The organism is Candidatus Zixiibacteriota bacterium, assembly GCA_034003725.1.
In the GTDB taxonomy this organism is placed as follows: Bacteria; Zixibacteria; MSB-5A5; order GN15; family FEB-12; genus WJMS01.
The window spans coordinates 163,377-180,123 of sequence record JAVEYB010000002.1; the positions used below are offsets into that span (position 1 = coordinate 163,377).

A 16,747-nucleotide genomic window follows, 5' to 3' on the forward strand; every position below is an offset into this window, starting at 1 on the left:
CCCGGAGAAGATACAATGACACGTGAACAACGAATGGCCGGCTCAGTCACCCACGTCTGCAAGGCGATCTTCCCGAACACGACGAACCACTACGATACGCTGTTCGGGGGGCAGGCGCTCGGCTGGATGGACGAAGTCGCGTTCATCACCGCCACGCGGTTTTGCCGTCGCGATGTCGTGACCGTTTCCATGGACCGCACCGACTTCACGAAGCCGATCCCGGCCGGGACGATTGTCGAGATGATCGGGCGAGTGGTTGGGGTCGGCAGGACCAGCATAAAAGTGGAAGTCGAGTTGTACATGGAAGAGATGTTCTCGGATGGTCGGGAGAGCGCGATCAAGGGGACGTTTACGATGGTTGCGATCGACGAGCAGCGTCGGCCGATATCGATAAGCGGATAAGAGCGCGGGGCAAGGCGCTCAGGACGACGGGGCGTCTGAGGGGTGATCGCCGGGCGGCGTTTCGATTTCCTCGGAGATCACCTTTTCGAGCGAACGTAATTGCGGGGAGCCGGGGACAAACATACGCCGGGCGACCTTGCGCAAGTCCTGAACCTGGCGGTAGTCACGGGCGCGGTGGAGAAAATCGCGAACGGGGCGATCGTCGGACGCAAGGGCCGTGAGTGCTTCGTAAATACGGCCGGCTTCGATCAGTCCATCGCCGAGCGCCCACAAGATGCGGGTAATCGCCATTGCAGTCAGGGAGACAACGATCGGTGAGATGATGTTCAGATGAAGGATGTACACGGAGGCGAGGAAGAACAGGATCGCCGCGGCGGTCATGACCTTGCCGGAGCGCAGGCAGGTATCATTGCTGCAAGAGATGACGCTGTCTTCGAAGAAGACGAAGTAGATCAGACCACCGATCATCAGACCGGCGGCGCAGCCGGCGAGGACGGATACGATGCGAAGAATTATCGGCCAGAATTCCGTGAACATGTCCGTACCAACCACATCCTGTGCACCCGTCCGGGAGCTGTCGCGAACCGGTTGGGTGGCGACGTTTCCCGTGTTGATCCCGAACCCAGGACAAAGATAGCGAGTTGAAACGGGGTGTCAACAAAATGCATTCGTTGCGGTGCGTATGTGGGGGCGACTCATCGATCACGGCGGGCCAAAATGAAGACGCCGAGCGCGAAACAGGCAACGCCGGTGCCGAGCAGGATGGCGACGGGGGTGACCATCTGAGCGGCGGTGAAACCGCGCCAGATAGCGCCTTCGAGGGCCGTCACGCTCCACCGGACGGGGCTGAAGGCGCCGATCGAGAGCATCCACCGGGGCATCGCGATAAGCGGCACCATGCCGCCGCCGGTCATCGCCATGATGAGGAGAATGGCCCATCCGGCGCCGCCGACGGCCTGTTCGGTCCTGCCCATGACGGAGATAAGCATCATGATGCCGGTAAAGCAAACTCCGGCGGAGAGGATAGCGACTGCCAGCCCCAGCGGCCAAGCGACGCGCACGCCGAATACGAGAATGCCGACCAGCATCAACAGGGCACAGATGCTCACCGACGCGATGTAGCAGGCGAGGCCTTTGCCGGCGAGGATCTGCGCTCTGCTGATGGGGGCAAGTCTTAGTCTCAGGTAGGTACCCCGGGTGTGTTCCACAACCAGCGACATCGCAAATGCGGCCACGACTCCGAGGAGTCCCCATTGCACGGACTGGGGAAACGTTATCTCCCAACTGGTACGAGGTTCCAGGCTGGTCACTACGGCTTCAGTGAACTGAATATCAGGAGGCCGGAAGGGCGAAAAGTCGTCAGAGGAGTCTGAGGAGCCGGAGGCAGCTGTATCCGAACCTCGGGAGTCGGTAGAGTCGGTAGAATCAAGGGCCGCGATCGATCCGAGAAAATCGTTAAATCGGTTCAGCATCGAACCAATCTGCGCACGATCGTCGGGCGGTATACCGGAGGCGGTATCAAACAGCCGTATCTGGTCGGCCAGTGCGTTCTGCATGGCGGGGATATCCATCATGCGACGCTGGACGATCGAGAAATACGCCTGACTGATGAGGCCGTTGAGGTAGCCGGACTCCGCCTTGCGGCTCGGATCAATCCATACCTCGATGGATGGTCGCGAGGGGGAGAAGATGCTGAATTGAGTAGACGACGTGTCGGTGTATCCGACGAAGGCGATCAGTTTGCCGGCGGAAACGAGCGATCTTCCGGAGTCAGCGGGCAGCACGGTGATATCGAGAACGTCCGATTTCGCCAACTCATCGTAAAACGATTTCTCCGCGGCACGCGGTTGGTCGGGGATACCGATTTTCATCGAGCGTGCCCCGCCTCCGCCCGAGCCGCCGAAGATGGCGCCGAAGAGCAGGGCCATAATCAACGGGAAGACGAGCACGAAGAACATGCCGCCGTAGTCACGCAGGAGCAGGCGGAGGTCTTTGATCGCGATGGCGAGGATTTGAGACATCAGTCGCGGAGCCTCCGTCCGGTGAGGTTCAGAAAGACGCTTTCGAGGTCGGGCTGGTCGACGGCGAGCGTGCGGAAGTCCAGACCCGAGCGGGCGAGTCGCGCGATGTCTTCCATGGGGTAGTTCGTCTCGAAGCGGAGATGGTCGCCGTCCAACGGCGCGGGGAGGAGGGACCGGTCATCGGGAATAGTGTTCAGGTCGGCGGCGACAACGGCTTTGCCGCCGTGGCGGGCGATCAGTTCACGGACGGTGTCGAGGGCGAGAATCCTGCCGTGGTCGATGATGGCGACCCGGTCACAGAGCCGCTGAGCTTCTTCCATGTAGTGGGTCGTGTATACGATCGTACGGCCCTGTTTTTTGAGTTCCTCAATCTTTTCGAAGATCAGGTTTCGGGACTGCGGATCGACGCCGACAGTGGGTTCGTCGAGCAGCAGGATAGGCGGGTCGTGGACGAGCGCGCAGCCGAGGTTGAGCCGTCGCTGCATTCCGCCGGAGAATGTTTTCACGCGGTCGAGGCGGCGTTCGGTCAGGCCGACGAGATCGAGGATGGCGGTGACCCGCTCGCTCAGCACTCGGCCGGATAGTCCGTAGAGGCGGCCGAAGAAGCGAAGGTTCTCGACGGCGGTGAGGTCATCGTACAGGGCGAGGGCCTGCGGCGAGTTGCCGATGCTTTTTCGGACGGTCGGCTTCGTGGAGTCATCGACGCCGTCGATGGTGACGGTACCGTGATCGGGCTTGAGGACGCCGACGATCATGCCGATGGTAGTGGTTTTGCCGGCGCCGTTCGGTCCGAGCAGGCCGAAAGTTTCGCCGGCGGGGATATCAAAGGAGACGTCGTCGACGGCGATCAGGCCAGGGAACTGCTTGCGGAGCCCGGTAACTCTAATCATCTACGTTACGACCTCACGGTGTGATGACTTTCCTGAAGTGCAGCATGGATTCAACGGTCTCGCGCATGTTTGACGGTTGTCCGACCACGAGCTTGTCACGGCGATTGAAGTAATCGAGGCAGGTACCGCATGAGAGTATCAGGGTTCCTTTGGCCTCCATCGTTTTCAGGATGTCTTCGACAGGGGAGTCCACGGTGGTGAGAAAGACGCCGGAGTTCATGCAAATAATACGAGCGGGAATCTGGCCCATCTCAACCAGCATGGACAGGAACGAACGCATTAGCTTGTTGCCGAGATCGATTTCACCGTCTCCGATGCCGGAGGACTTCAGGATAAGCAGTAAGTCTTTGTCAAGGGTCATTCGTGCAACTCTCCCACGATTTGACACGGACCTGTGATTGAATACGGTCGGTCGAGCGATATGTTTCAGTCAAAGGCACCGGGGCCCGATACGCACATTGGGAGAACATACGTGTATGCTGTATTGGTATCAAGCGCAAAGGCACGGGAGCCGCGAAAAAGGCCGGGGCGGCCCGGCCTTTTGTATCAGTGATGGGAAGCGCGTCGTTATTTCAGGAGCAGCATTTTGCGAGAGGCGGCGAACCCGGCGGCATCGATGCGATACAGGTAGACGCCGCTGGCGACGGTGTTACCGTAGTTGTCGAGGCCATTCCAGACGACCGCGTGATAGCCGGCGGGCAAGTGGGTGTCGGCGAGTGTGCGTACGATCCGGCCCTGGATGTTGTAGATCGTGATGCGAGTATCGGCGGCCACCGGAAGGGCGAATTCTATAGTGGTTGCAGGATTGAAGGGGTTCGGGTAGTTCTGCTCAAGGGCGAAGTGGTCGGGAAGGTTTTCGGTTTCGTCGCCGACGTCGGCGGGGGTGTCGTAGATGCACTGGACGGCGCGTCCCCAGTAATCGGCTGCTACTATCGAGCGGATGGCCGCACAGCCACCGGGCAGAAGGTCCATGAAGTGGCCGTGGTTGGCCTCAATGTACTCACCGTCGAAACTGTACAGCAGGACGACCGTGGAGTCGCCACTGGTGTAGTACTGCATTTCCATCTGGTCGAGCAGTGAGCCTGGTGCGCAGTCGCCCTCGTAGACGATCCGGACGGCGCCCAGATCATACTCACCTTCGTAGGACAGATAGCCGTACTCGCTGAGGGTGAAAGTGACCGGATGGGGGGCGGGATCCTGCGGAGGATACGGGACGGCATCTCCATAGATCACCCGAATCAAGCAGACGAAGTCTTCGATGGTGAACGGGTCGCCGTCGGCATTGATATCGGAGGCGTACCTGGCGGCCTCAAGCGGGAACTGAACGCCGGGAATCGACAGGAAGACCGTGTCGCCGTAGAGGAGATAGCGCGAGAACATGACAGCATCGGCAATTGTGTACGGGATACCGTCGAGGTTCAGGTCCCCTCGTGACAGATCGCCGTCGTTGAGCAGAACGCCACCGCCGACTAACTCGACGGCCTTCACGGGATAGATGACATCGGGACCGAATTCGCCGAAGCATTCCTGCTGGACACCTGTGTAGGTGGGGAAGCCGGTCGTTTCATCGGTCACGTTCACCCAGTACGGATCGTTGGCGGTATCGGGAAGCGGGTGAGATTGGAGCCGTTTTACTGTATGAGAGACAAAGAGGGTGTCGCCCGCTATGCTGGATAGTGCGTTGTCGGCGCAGTCAGTCCAATAGAAGTCAATGGGCACCCACTCAGGAACGTAAGTCGCCGAACCGCCGTGCAGGAAAGGCATCGTGAAGAGAAGTTGCGATTCGGTTTCCGCGAGGTTGCATGTGTCGGGGTGGTAGGGGCCGTTGTTGGTCTCGGCGAGTCCGACTACGGTCAGGAGGCCGGAGGGACAGTTCGGTTCGCAGTTCGAGTTCGCGTGCTGTCGAAAGGTGAAGTACTCCCATCCGCAGTCGGCATACAGGGGAGATGTTTGGTGTTCCAGGCCGAGGCCGCCATACAGCGAGATTCTCGATCTATCATAGGCCAGCAGGAAGCTGAAGCCGCCGATAGGAGCGGGTGCATTTTCCAGATAGACGTCGACATTGGGAATCTCGTCCGGCGCATGGCCGTCCCCGCCGTATCCGGAGTTGGCCTGGATGACCACGCGATATGGAGCGGGCTGTTGGATGATGCGGACGGGCATTCTGCGACCGTCGCGAGTTGACGCCTCGACGTCAACTAGTTCATCGCGTCCGGTGTACGCCAGGAGGATGCCGTCTCGAAATGTCGGGAACTCGAGGGGAGTTACTGCACCCAGTGGGGCGGAGATGGCGATATGGGTGAACAGGCTCGGAGTGGATTCGGCGAGGGCGTGCTCGTTTTGGACATACGAAATGGTCGAACCTCGGATGAGCATGATGTACAAAGCAGAGATCGAGTCAGCGCCACTGATGGATATGGTATTGGCGACGGTGTCATGGAAGACTGTTACATTGGGGCCGAGAGTTGAATCGAAAGGAGTCATTTCCGGAATTTCACCGGCTCGAGTTCGTATCGTGTGGACAAACTCAGCGATGTGGATATTAGAGTAGCCCAATATGTGCTTAAAGCATACGATATCCGCGGGATCAAGATGATCTCCATCACCGTCGCAGTCGCCATCCAGGTCCGGCTGAATCGTGTCAGCGAAACTGACTACACCGTGTATGTAGGTGGTGGTCCGTTGTGCGTACGGGTTGGCGAAGCAATCAAGCGGGATTCCGGAGAAGGACGGAAGTTCGTCCGGCAGCGGCAGATAGTTGCCGTTGACATAGCGAACCCGGTCGGCGATGCACTTGTATTCCGTATCGTTGTCGATGAGGTAGTCGTCGTAACAACCGCTGAAATAGAACCGGACGGGTAGTCCTCGGGTGTGCAGCGACGTGTCGTTGGCAGTCGTGAAATTGAGGACAAACAGTTCGGCGTGCAGGGAGTCGGGTCGGTAGCAGAGAGCGGAGCCTTCATCGCCGGCATCGAGTGTGATTTGCACTCCCTGCATATTCAGGAATCCGGGATAGTGATCGGTGAAGGTGACATCCTGCCATTCGACCTCGTTCCACCCGCAGTCGGTGAGGAATTGGCCGGTTCGGACTTCGTTGAGTTCGAAGAATCTGGAATCGTAGGCGATGTGGAATCGACCGGCATTGAAGTCGCGGTCAGTCCTTTCGAGCCACACCGGCAGGTCGAAGGTTTCTCCCGGTCGGATGCCGGAAATCGTATCGATTCGAACGATCGGCAGGATCTGGGCGGCCACAGGACCGACGTCGATTACCAGATTGTAAACGATTGAAGCGCTACCCTGCCGAAAGGAGACGGCTATGGAGACGTGGAAGCGGGTAAGCCGGTCGGCGTGCACGGGGGCAAACCGAAACTTTCCAGTCAGGCTGTCCAGGGACCATGCGCCTGTCGGTTCGGGGAGGAACTGGTACACGAAGAAGCCGACATCGTCGCACTCGTCGGGGTCGTACGCCTCGAGTTGGACGACCAGCTCTTCGTCCTGGTCGATTTCGTACATTTGCCAGCCTCGATCGTTCCAAACAGGAGGCTGGTCCAATGCGCGGACGGTGAACCGGCAGTTCTGGTCGCCGGTAGTCATGGTGTCGTTGGCGGAGGCCGCGATTTCAACCTGGTAATTGTGATAAACATCGAGTGGTTCCGGATGCCAGAGCCAGAGGCCTGTTTTGAAGTCGACTGTGCCGGGGCCGGAGACCAAGTGGTAGCGGACATTTCGGCTGTAGCCGGGCTGAGAGCTGTTGGGATCGATGGCAACAACCGAGTACAGCAACGAGTCACAGTGGTTACCGGTCACTTCGGTTGGGCAACCGGTAAAAATGGGCGGCTCGGGAGGGTTGGCTATCGCTAACACTGGCGATAGCGCGGCTGAAAAAAGGAGGACTTTGAGAATCTGCATGGCGATTCTCCCCCGCTAGAGTGTTTATGATGACCTATAAATATACCTCAATGTCCCCGTTTGTCAACCCGGGTGAGCGAGGGTTGTTGTGGCCGTTCGCCAAGTAGTTGCGGCCCGGTGGGGTAGATATCCGCCGGGCCGATCTCAGTTGCGAGGTCGTGGTAGCTTATGGACAGGGGGCCGGTTCCGGACCGCCCTGAAACAGGAATCCAACCAGGTAAATCAGGTCGGATAAATCGATTGCCGATTGGCTGTCACCATCGACGTTCGCTTCGTCCGGGCACACGGGTCCCTGACCCCCGAGAAAGAGGTAATTGACCAAGAAGATGAGGTCGGAGAGGTCGGACGAATCCAGGGGATCCCCGTTGACGTTGCCCGTGAGTCCGGTACAGCAGTTGGAGGAAAGGAACTGCACCGGCATCCGCGCGCCGTCGCGGTTGGAGGCCTGAACGGATTGGAGACTTCCGCCCGAATACGTGAATAGCTCACCATCGCTTATCGGCTGAAACACCGGAGACTGTGCATCAAAAGTGGGAAGTTCAAAGACAAGCGTCGTTTGGCCATCGGTGGCTCGGATGAACTCGGCGCCGGACGGCCCGGCGGTAATTTCAACGTCGCCGGAAAACACGAAACAGAGAGCGCCAATCGAGTCGGTGTTCTCGATGTGGATGGAGCCGAGTTGATTATCATACGTGATGGCTGGAGCTTGGTCAGAGGTCGGTGCGGGCTCTTGAGATGGATCTACCAGATTCAACATGCAGAGCAATACGTACACGTAGTCGGACACCTGATCTGCCTGCCCATCCTGATTGGGATCGCCACACCCATTGAGGACGCCAGTCGAATTGAAGTAGTTGCCGAAGCTTACGACGTCGGCAATCGACCACGGGACTCCGTCGCGGTTGCAGTCGCCGCGCGACGATTCTACATCCACCGGCAGCAGAATACCTTCACACGTCGACGCCTGCGCTGAAACCAACCATCCACCCGTGTGGTACAGCAACGTACCGTCGACGAGCGGTCTTCGATCGAGGGTTGAAGCTGCGTAGTCGACGTCGGGGAGGCCAAGCACGTAGGTGTACTCACCATCAGTCCACGAGTTCAGCTCGGCGAGGGGTTGTCCGGATGTGATAGGGATATCGCCGTAGAAGACGAGAAAGACGGCGCAGGCGGAATCGGCGCCCCCAATGCCAACGCGGCCTTCGTACAGGTAGTCCCACAAGGTGAGTACGTACTCCGACGTATCAGGCTGGGTCGACTGTGGGTCGATCAAGCCGAGCGAGGCGAGTTGCATGTAGACCAGATCGGAGATATGATTGGGGACACCGTCCAGATTGAGGTCGCCGCAGGTGATACCGGCACCCTGGGGGTCGGCGAACAAGGTGGAGAAGTAAACGGCATCGCCAATCGTCCACGGGATGCCATCGAGATTGCAGTCGCCGCGTTCGGTGATTTCGTCACCCATCGATGTGGAAATACCGTTCGTCCGGGAGTTCGAGATACTGCCGCTAAGTGTTGGTCCTGCAAGGGGTTGATTGGCGGATGAAAAGTCCTGGGCAAGCGCGGCGCCAACCAGAAGCAGGAGACACATTAATGCAAGCGGATAGGAACGCATGGAAGATCCTCCCTTTGAATGATTGCAGGGGACAGTAGAAAGATAGTCCGTGCTGTGTGTTTGTCAAGGGTTGAACAGCGATTGGACGGATGAGTCAGCAAAGTCGGCGGCCGGTCATAACCGGCCGCCGTCCACAGACCCGCGTTTTCCAGCCAGCTGATTACAGGCAGGCGGGCAGTTGATAGGGGGGCGTGAAGAGATGCTGAACCAGCCGCAACAGATCACTGAGATCTACGCGGCCGAGGACATCGCCGTCGATATTCGCTTCCTCGGGGCAGCAAATCTGTCCATTCAGAAACAGATAGCCCGCAAGGCGGACGACATCGCTGAGATCAACGTCATCGAACGGATCGCAGTCGACATTTCCGACGACACCGCTGCATACCTGCATAGGGGCACGTCTGGAGATGACGTTTGAGATGTCCGACCAGTTTCGGTACTCATCGGCCGCTCTGATGGCGAAATAGTACCGCACACCGGGTTCGAGACCGGATACGAGCCACTCTTCCCGGGCGCCGGCCGGTTTGGGGTTCGGGATAACCCGAGCCGGTGTGGCCGACGACCAGTTTTCGGCCGTGATGGCCGAGCGGGAGAACCTAATATCATAGAAAGACGCCGTACCGACGGCGCCATCGTCACCTGTCGCAGTCCAAGACAGGGTGACGCAGGCGGACAGTGCCTGCTGTCCACACAGGCATAGTCCAACCACCAGCAAGACGGCTATCCGTGATGCTGTCATTGCACCTCCGTTGTCGATGTCATGCACGGAAGTCTGGCGCTTCCAGTTGCAAAACCGACCAACGGTAGTATAGATTTGACATCGATGCAACTTTTTTGACCAGTCAAAACGGGGGGCGCAAACTTTACGCCGCACGCGTGAGGGGTGACACTTTTGGACGGTGTAGACGTATATGTGGCTGTAAGCTATGTAGTTTTGGTAAACGTGAAAGGACCAGTTGGAGATGGCCTACCAATTATCGATTCGCTTCGCGGCTGCAGTTTCTGCGGCCATTATTCTGTTGACTGCTCCCGCGCCGCAAGCCCAGTCGCGTGATGAGGACCCGTATGACATTCTTCGGAGACACTACCAGGCGATGGGCGGAGTCGAGCGTCTGAGGGCGGTCAAGACGGTGTACATGGAAGGATCGATCGATTTGATAGGTACGGGGTTAAAGGGCACATTCACCCGCTGGAGTTCCGACCTGCTGAAGTATCGCACGGAGGTTGACCTGGGTTCAATGCGGCAGGTGGACGGAGATAACGGATCGTTTCGGTGGGTTGTGGATCACAACAGCAAACTTCAGCTTCGGCGCGACTCCGTGACGCTGCGGGAGCGCCTGATAGACAGCCTTCGGGCGGAGTTCGAAGAACTCAATCCTGCTTCGCCGTGGTTTGACATCGAGCTGGTGGGCACGGAGGATGTGGGTGCGGCGGCGTGTTATGTACTTCGGACGACGAACGCCGTGAACCAGTCGGTCCGGCTCGACTACTATGACAAGGCGACGCACTACATACTGAAGACGGTGACGATCACACCGGACGACACCACGACGACTCTTCTGTCGGACTACCGGGCGGTGGGCGATTTCGTACGGCCGTTCGTACAGACCACGACAACGAATCCTCCCGGGATGACGCAGAAGGTCGTTTTCACACGGATCGAGCAGGACATTCCGGTACCGGCGGAGCTGTTCGAGCCGCCTGATGTCGACGTTCGTGATTTTGTGTTTGCCAACGGTGTATCGGCGGAGCGGGTTCCGTTCGAGTATATCGAGAATCACATTTATCTCCCGGTCGTTGTCGATGGAGACACGGGGCTGTGGATTCTCGATTCCGGGGCCGGGTCGACGGTGATCGACAGGGCGTACGCGGAGCGGCACGGGATCGAGCGTGAGGGGGACATCAAGGGGCAGGGAGCGGGGAATGTAGTCGATGTTTCGTTCGGCCGAATGCCGGCATTTTCGCTTCCGGGGGTGCAGTTCGCATCGCAGCGCGTGGCAATCATCGATATCGACGGTGTGATCGGCAAGCTGCTGGGGTTCAAAGTGGCAGGGATTCTTGGATACGACTTTCTCTCCCGGGTCATAACAAAAGTGGATTATGCGGCGAGGGAGGTGTCGTTTTATGATCCGAAGGCCTTTGAGTACTACGGAGACGGTGTGGTACTCGATGCGCCCCTGTCCAAGCAAAACATCTTTTTGGTTCCGCTGACGGTCGACGGTACGACGGAGGGAGTGTGGAGTCTGGATTTGGGTGCAACGGGCACCAGTTTTAATTATCCGTTCGCAAAAAAGCGTGGATATCTGGATCGAGCCGGTATCGACGGGGTGGCGTTCGGTGCCGGCGGGGGATTCGATACGCGTCACATTCAGGTGGATTCGGTCAGTTTCGCGGGCCTTACGGTGCCGGAGCGTATCATGTCGTTTTCCACAGAGTCCAATGCCGGGGCGCTGGCGGGCGGCGAGCAGACCGGCAATATCGGCAATACGCTGCTTCGGCATTTCACATTGTACCTCGATTACCAGAATCAGCGCCTGATCGTAGAGAAGGGCGGCGATTTCGGCAAGCAGTTGCCTCCACGTTTGCTCACGGGCCTGCAGTTGTCGCTCGACGACAGCGGTCGAATAGCCATACATCACGTGATGAAGGGGACGTCGGCCGATGAGGCGGGTTTGGCTGCGGGCGACGTTATTCTGTCGGTGGGCGGACGCCCGGTCGCCGAATATGGAGGACTGGTGGGAACACGCGAGGCGTTTCAGGGAGAGCCGGGGTCGAAGGTCGCGGTGGAAGTGCAGCGGAACGGCGAGAAAAAGAAAGTCACGTTCAAGCGATTCGACCCATTCGAGCGTCTGTAGCGGCGGGCGTCGTTTCGCGGAGGCGATTCAGCGCACTGATTGGGCAGGTCGATGGAGCTATCGCTTGCGAGTGATCACGGATAGCCGTATCCTTGATGTATGGCACACTGGCCGGCGCTGTTTGAACCGCTTCAAGTTGGCCGGAAACTCCGTCTTGACAATCGACTGGTCATGGCACCCATGACGACCACGGCGGGGGAGGTGGACGGTTCGTTCTCGGACCAGGAGATCGCATACCTTGCCAGACGGGGGCGATCAGGCATCGGGCTGGTGATGACCCCGGCCTGTTACTGTCATAAATCGGGGCACTCATTCGAACGACAGGTGGGTTGCGATCGTGACGAGCTGCGGGGGTCGCTGGCTCGATGTGCGGAGTCTATTAATCGTACGGGGGCGGCATCCTTCCTGCAGATTCACCACGGGGGAAACGCCGCGAGGCAGCAACTCTGCGGAGCGCAGCCCGTGGCGCCATCGGCGGTGCATAATCGGCGGGGGACCTCGGAGCTTCCCCGGGCCTTAACCGGCGCTGAGATAGAGAATCTCATTGAGTCGTTCGCAGGAGCCGCTGCCCGTGCAAAAGCCGCGGGCTTCAGCGGGATTGAACTTCACGGCGCAAACACCTATTTGTTTCAGCAGTTCTTCTCGCCATTCACAAACAAGCGCGACGATGAGTGGGGGGCGGGGACCTGGGTGAATCGGGTCCGTTTTGCATCGGAAGTCGTGAAGGCCGTGCGACAGGCGGTGGGCGACGAGTACCCCGTGTCTTTTCGAGTGTCTCCGGAGGAACCGGACCCCGATGGATATTCGACGTATGACGCGATCAAGCTATTGAAGGCGCTGGTTCCGCTCGGGGTCGACATCGTTCATGTTTCGAGTTGGGATTACGGGGTGGGGGTTCGCGGGGACTATCCGAACCATACACATCCGACGAAGTTGATTCGCGAGTCGTTGCCGGCCGAAGTGCCGGTTATCGGCGTGGGTGGAATACAGCGGCCCGAACAGGCTCAGCGCGTGCTCGATGATGGTATCGATATGGTTGCGATCGGCAGGGGTTTGCTGCTGGACGCCGACTGGGCTGCGAAAGTTCGGGACGGGCGCGAGGGCAGTATCCGCAAGTCGGCGAGCACGACCGAGGAGGTATACGGGCTCGACATTCCCGTACTCATGAAGCCGTACGCCGCGCGGTTCTTTGTGACCACGTAAGCGGTCGGGATCTAAGATAGTGAAACGGCCGGGTCGCGAGGTGCGACCCGGCCGTTTGCTATTCGGCAGAGTTCAAGAACCTTACTGGCAGGGCACCGGCTCGGGTCCTGCGTTAAACAGGTAGTTGACCAGGTAGATCAAATCGGTCAGATCCACGTTCCCTTCCGGATCGCCGGTCACGTTGGCCTCGGGAGCGCACGTGGGGGCGGGTCCGCTCGTGAAGAGGAAATTCACGAAGTAGAGGAGATCCGACAGGTCGGTCTCATCGGACGGATCGGCATTGATATTGCCGGTCAAGCCCACGCAGCAACTGACGGTCAAGTGGACCGGGATACTGCCGGTGAGGTGCATGTTGTCGTTGGTGGTATACAGCAGGGAGCCCTCGTATTGGGCCTTTTCCATTCCCGCGCAGTTGAAGGTTACCGGGAACAGGAGGCTGTCCGCCGGGTCGATCAACTGAGCCGAGGTGGAACACGACAACCATATCTCGTTCGAGGTGAACGTGACTCTGAGGACGGCGTCACCCAGGTTGCGCACGACGAGGTTGTGCACTTCCTGTTCGCCGGGAGCCACGGTCATGGTCACCTCGTTTTCGGCGAACTGGCAGATCGGGTGAGCCGCGGTGCCGTACGCCTTGATCTCGATGTCATCGATATTCCAGCCGCAGTACCTAACGGAGACATCGGTTGTACCCATGCCGAACCGGAGCTGGAACAGGGCGTTGCCGTCGGCATACGCGGAGACATCGAAATTCTGTTCCTGCCATGACGGATCGGTGAAGGAGACATCGGGATTTTCGTACAACCGGACCCAGCCGGAGCCGTCAAACACTTCGAAGTAGGCGTGGTCGTATGTCGCACGTTCGATACCCAGCCAGCGATAGAACGTCATGATGGTGCCGGTCATTGCCGAGCAATCTATGACGGGCGACGTCACCCACTGGGTGGATCCGATGTAGTTTTCATACTGTCCCTGACTGGTCAGGTCGTTGCCGAGCACCTGATTGTCGGTGCTGGGCGAGTGGTCGCTGGCCGGGTCGCCGTTGGCACCCGCAGGCGGACCGATTTGCCATTCGGCGGAGCCGCCGAGCCCAGTCCAGCCCTGATCATAGGAGAAATCATCCGAGAAGATGACGACGCGGTCGCCGACCACAATCTCGCACTGCAGGGTCGCGGAGTAACCACCCTCGGCCTGAATGTCGATCTCCATGGTCGCGGGATGTCCGAGCGGACAGGTGGGGTCGGCGGTGACGGTGAAGACGTCGGCCGAGTTGTTGGCCGCGCCGTTAATCGAGTCGACGAGGCCGAAGACCGACCAGGTGTCGTCTCCCGTAACGTAGCTGTCGTTCGCGTAGAGGTACCCTTCGGTGGCGACAGCTCGACCGGTGCCGGTATTCTGGATGTTCACGACCAGATCGGCGGTTTCACCCGGGTCGAGGATCCCGTTCTGATTGCCGGACGCGTCATTAACGGAGACGGAGACGAATCCGATAACCGGGGCGTGCACCGGGACGCGGAAGGTTCCGGTCCACGTATCGCGGGCGGTGCCGGTGACTTCGAGGTCGAACGAGATGTTGTGCTTGTCCGGTGCATCGGCAGCGACGGTAAACGCGAATCCGTCGGCGACATAAGCGGTGCCGTTGTCTCCGGTCACGGTTCCGTAGCTCTCGGAGCCGTCGGTGATGGTCACATACGGATCGGCGCTGGTGATGTTGGCGACGACGTCGATGGCATCGTCGGGTCCGACGTTGATGAGCTGGACGCCCATCAGGATGTCTTCACCGATATCGATAAGGCCGTTGGCGTTGCCAAGCTGGTCGTTGATCGTCCGGCCGTCAAACACGACATACGGGCCACTGGGGGTAATGACGGTGACGCCGGCGACATACGGAAGCGCGTTGAACGCGGTGACGGTCAGGGTCATAGACTGTCCGACCGGGAGCGCATCGGCGAACGGGATAACCGCGACGCCGGACGCATCGGTGAACGCCGATCCGAACAGGACGCCGTTATAGGAGACGGCGCACAGCGCGCCTTCCTCGCCGCCAACGGTAACCTGGAACTCGGTATCGCTGATAAGCATCACCGGGTCGTGGGTGACGGTAAGCGCGGCAGGAAGGTCAGTCCGCAGCTGCACGGACGGGTCACCGAAGATGTGCCAGGTGTCGTACATGGACACGCCACCGCTGCCGTTAACGTCTATCATCTTGCACGAACCATTGAAGCAGATGCCGCCGAAGGTAGTTTTCGCCTCAGCGACGAGCAGGTCGTTTATTTCGTCCTGGGCGTCCATGGGCGGATCCCACGTCTGGTTGATGGACGACATGTAGACGGCGACGGCACCGGTCGGATCGCCGGAACCGTCAGTGGCGCGCATCCACGCTTCAGCAAAGCAAGTGTAGCCGTCAAACTCACCGTTGACGCAGGCGACACTGATGATAAAGGGGAGCATGGCGGTATTGACGAGATCGTTGACGTCCGTATTGCTGAAGCCGGTGGTCGACCACGCGGACGTGGAGCCGTGACCGCAGTAGTTGACGATGCTTCGGCCGGCGTTCAGTGCATTTGCGACGTCGGTTGCGGACGCGGCATAGCCGTAGAGGCCGTCAACTTCGGTATACGTAAACGCGAGCAGGTCGTCGCGGATAAAGCCCATATGCTCGTTGTCGTACTCGTTGAAGTGCCCCGGGCCTTCGGTCGAGGCGACCCCGGTTCCGCGATGGAGCCAGTCACCGATCAGCGGGTCGGTTTCATAGTCGACCGTACGTTCGACCTGAGTCTCGACATCGGCCACGGACTCGGCAGAGAACCGTCCGATGAAGATATCCGGGTAGTCATCGGTCCCCGCCACTTTGGCGTACGACGGGTCGGAGGCGCCGCCGGAGACCTGGGGTGTGGCGACGTGGTTGTGGTCGCCGACGAGGATCACCCAGGCGAGGTTGGTGGTGTCATAGAAATTCTGGATGAACGCATCGATCGCGGTGCTGGTGTTGCCTATGGAAGAGACGTTCACGAGAGTGGTCTTGATACCCTTCTGCGTCTTCCAGTCGACGAGCGGCGCCATGGCAGCCGCGTACGAGTCGTAGGCGATAATCAGCATGTCGCCCGACTCCATGACGGGCGTGTATTTCTGCTCACTGCTGAAGTTGAGGAAGTGCCGGGAGTAGAGCAGGTCGAAATCCGGGACGGCCGCGGCCGATTTGCGATCGTACAGCGGATTTGCGCCGCCACTGCCTTCGGTTTCCACCTCGACGGTCACGGACGTGTAGACGCGAAGCGTTTTGGTATCCGGGTCGTATTGGAACGGCTGCAGATCAATCACCGTCCCACGATAATCCCGGAGGATATACGGTTCACGCGTCGATGCAAGTTCCTGGGGGTAGAATCCGGGCTTGGAGTACTCCGGCCCAAAGACGTAGGGGACATCGGAGGGATTCACCGTTCGCAGCAGGTCACCCTTGGAGGGAGCGACCGGAGTGTTAGGGAAGTCGACGAATTCAGCGTCGGTGACGCGAACGGCGACCGATCCCTGGTCGGCGATGATAATGCTGCGACTGATGCGCGGCAGAGAAGGCGCCCCTTCGATTCTGGTTTCCCCCTCCCCGGGAAGATCGATCAGGTTCCAGGTCGCGCCGTCTATGGTCGCCCCCGTGCGATCAAACGCGTTCACCTCAAACCGAACGACGGTACGCGAGTCGTTTGATTGTTGGACGATGACCTCAACATCGTCGCCCCCAGTGCCCAGCTCAATTCGTTCCGCGGAAACGAACGAGGCAGCGAATAGAACCAGGAAAGCAGCCGTTAGCACACTGATCCGCATACAGGGCCTTTCTTGTGTGGAATTGAAAACTGT

Annotated in this window: 11 protein-coding genes; 3 read left to right on the forward strand and 8 right to left on the reverse strand. The window is 59.1% G+C overall.

Features of this window, described 5'->3' with window-relative positions; all coding sequences use genetic code 11:
- Nucleotides 1–15: 15 nt before the first annotated feature.
- The gene (locus RBT76_03780) at nucleotides 16–402 is read left to right on the forward strand and encodes an acyl-CoA thioesterase (GenBank protein MDX9856889.1); all 387 of its coding nucleotides are present in this window, start codon (nucleotides 16–18) and stop codon (nucleotides 400–402) included.
- Between the two features lie 18 nt (nucleotides 403–420).
- Here RBT76_03780 and RBT76_03785 read toward each other — a convergent pair whose 3' ends face one another.
- The 7 genes from RBT76_03785 to RBT76_03815 all read right to left on the reverse strand — a co-directional run bounded on the left by RBT76_03785 (nucleotide 421) and on the right by RBT76_03815 (nucleotide 9,576).
- Nucleotides 421–939, reverse strand: coding sequence for a hypothetical protein (locus RBT76_03785; GenBank protein MDX9856890.1), 519 nt, complete (start codon nucleotides 937–939; stop codon nucleotides 421–423).
- A gap of 158 nt (nucleotides 940–1,097) precedes the next feature.
- Complete coding sequence (locus RBT76_03790) at nucleotides 1,098–2,423, reverse strand: ABC transporter permease (protein ID MDX9856891.1); 1,326 nt, start codon at nucleotides 2,421–2,423, stop codon at nucleotides 1,098–1,100.
- Nucleotides 2,423–3,313 carry an ABC transporter ATP-binding protein gene (locus RBT76_03795; protein MDX9856892.1) on the reverse strand — a complete coding sequence of 297 codons (891 nt, stop codon included), beginning with the start codon at nucleotides 3,311–3,313 and terminating at the stop codon, nucleotides 2,423–2,425. Before RBT76_03795 ends, RBT76_03790 begins: the two co-directional genes overlap by 1 nt.
- A 13-nt stretch (nucleotides 3,314–3,326) precedes the next feature.
- Complete coding sequence (gene yedF / locus RBT76_03800) at nucleotides 3,327–3,674, reverse strand: sulfurtransferase-like selenium metabolism protein YedF (GenBank protein ID MDX9856893.1); 348 nt, start codon at nucleotides 3,672–3,674, stop codon at nucleotides 3,327–3,329.
- Between the two features lie 206 nt (nucleotides 3,675–3,880).
- Nucleotides 3,881–7,222, reverse strand: coding sequence for a FlgD immunoglobulin-like domain containing protein (locus RBT76_03805; GenBank protein MDX9856894.1), 3,342 nt, complete (start codon nucleotides 7,220–7,222; stop codon nucleotides 3,881–3,883).
- 166 nt (nucleotides 7,223–7,388) lie between these two features.
- Nucleotides 7,389–8,837, reverse strand: coding sequence for a hypothetical protein (locus RBT76_03810; GenBank protein ID MDX9856895.1), 1,449 nt, complete (start codon nucleotides 8,835–8,837; stop codon nucleotides 7,389–7,391).
- A 160-nt stretch (nucleotides 8,838–8,997) separates the two neighbouring features.
- Nucleotides 8,998–9,576 carry a hypothetical protein gene (locus RBT76_03815; GenBank protein ID MDX9856896.1) on the reverse strand — a complete coding sequence of 193 codons (579 nt, stop codon included), beginning with the start codon at nucleotides 9,574–9,576 and terminating at the stop codon, nucleotides 8,998–9,000.
- Nucleotides 9,577–9,799: 223 nt separating this feature from the next.
- Between RBT76_03815 and RBT76_03820 the strand changes: the two genes are divergently transcribed.
- Together RBT76_03820 and RBT76_03825 are read left to right on the forward strand one after the other, a co-directional pair.
- The gene (locus RBT76_03820) at nucleotides 9,800–11,692 is read left to right on the forward strand and encodes an aspartyl protease family protein (GenBank protein MDX9856897.1); all 1,893 of its coding nucleotides are present in this window, start codon (nucleotides 9,800–9,802) and stop codon (nucleotides 11,690–11,692) included.
- 99 nt (nucleotides 11,693–11,791) lie between these two features.
- Nucleotides 11,792–12,895 carry a tRNA-dihydrouridine synthase gene (locus tag RBT76_03825; GenBank protein ID MDX9856898.1) on the forward strand — a complete coding sequence of 368 codons (1,104 nt, stop codon included), beginning with the start codon at nucleotides 11,792–11,794 and terminating at the stop codon, nucleotides 12,893–12,895.
- An 81-nt stretch (nucleotides 12,896–12,976) separates the two neighbouring features.
- Here RBT76_03825 and RBT76_03830 read toward each other — a convergent pair whose 3' ends face one another.
- The gene (locus RBT76_03830; GenBank protein MDX9856899.1) at nucleotides 12,977–16,714 is read right to left on the reverse strand and encodes a C25 family cysteine peptidase; all 3,738 of its coding nucleotides are present in this window, start codon (nucleotides 16,712–16,714) and stop codon (nucleotides 12,977–12,979) included.
- Nucleotides 16,715–16,747 lie beyond the last annotated feature (33 nt).

Coding starts and splice junctions, on each gene's coding strand:
- RBT76_03780 (MDX9856889.1), top strand. CDS start 16: ATGACACGTGAACAACGAATGGCCGGCTCAGTCACCCACGTCTGCAAG.
- RBT76_03785 (MDX9856890.1), bottom strand. CDS start 939: ATGTTCACGGAATTCTGGCCGATAATTCTTCGCATCGTATCCGTCCTC.
- RBT76_03790 (MDX9856891.1), bottom strand. CDS start 2,423: ATGTCTCAAATCCTCGCCATCGCGATCAAAGACCTCCGCCTGCTCCTG.
- RBT76_03795 (MDX9856892.1), bottom strand. CDS start 3,313: ATGATTAGAGTTACCGGGCTCCGCAAGCAGTTCCCTGGCCTGATCGCC.
- yedF (MDX9856893.1), bottom strand. CDS start 3,674: ATGACCCTTGACAAAGACTTACTGCTTATCCTGAAGTCCTCCGGCATC.
- RBT76_03805 (MDX9856894.1), bottom strand. CDS start 7,222: ATGCAGATTCTCAAAGTCCTCCTTTTTTCAGCCGCGCTATCGCCAGTG.
- RBT76_03810 (MDX9856895.1), bottom strand. CDS start 8,837: ATGCGTTCCTATCCGCTTGCATTAATGTGTCTCCTGCTTCTGGTTGGC.
- RBT76_03815 (MDX9856896.1), bottom strand. CDS start 9,576: ATGACAGCATCACGGATAGCCGTCTTGCTGGTGGTTGGACTATGCCTG.
- RBT76_03820 (MDX9856897.1), top strand. CDS start 9,800: ATGGCCTACCAATTATCGATTCGCTTCGCGGCTGCAGTTTCTGCGGCC.
- RBT76_03825 (MDX9856898.1), top strand. CDS start 11,792: ATGGCACACTGGCCGGCGCTGTTTGAACCGCTTCAAGTTGGCCGGAAA.
- RBT76_03830 (MDX9856899.1), bottom strand. CDS start 16,714: ATGCGGATCAGTGTGCTAACGGCTGCTTTCCTGGTTCTATTCGCTGCC.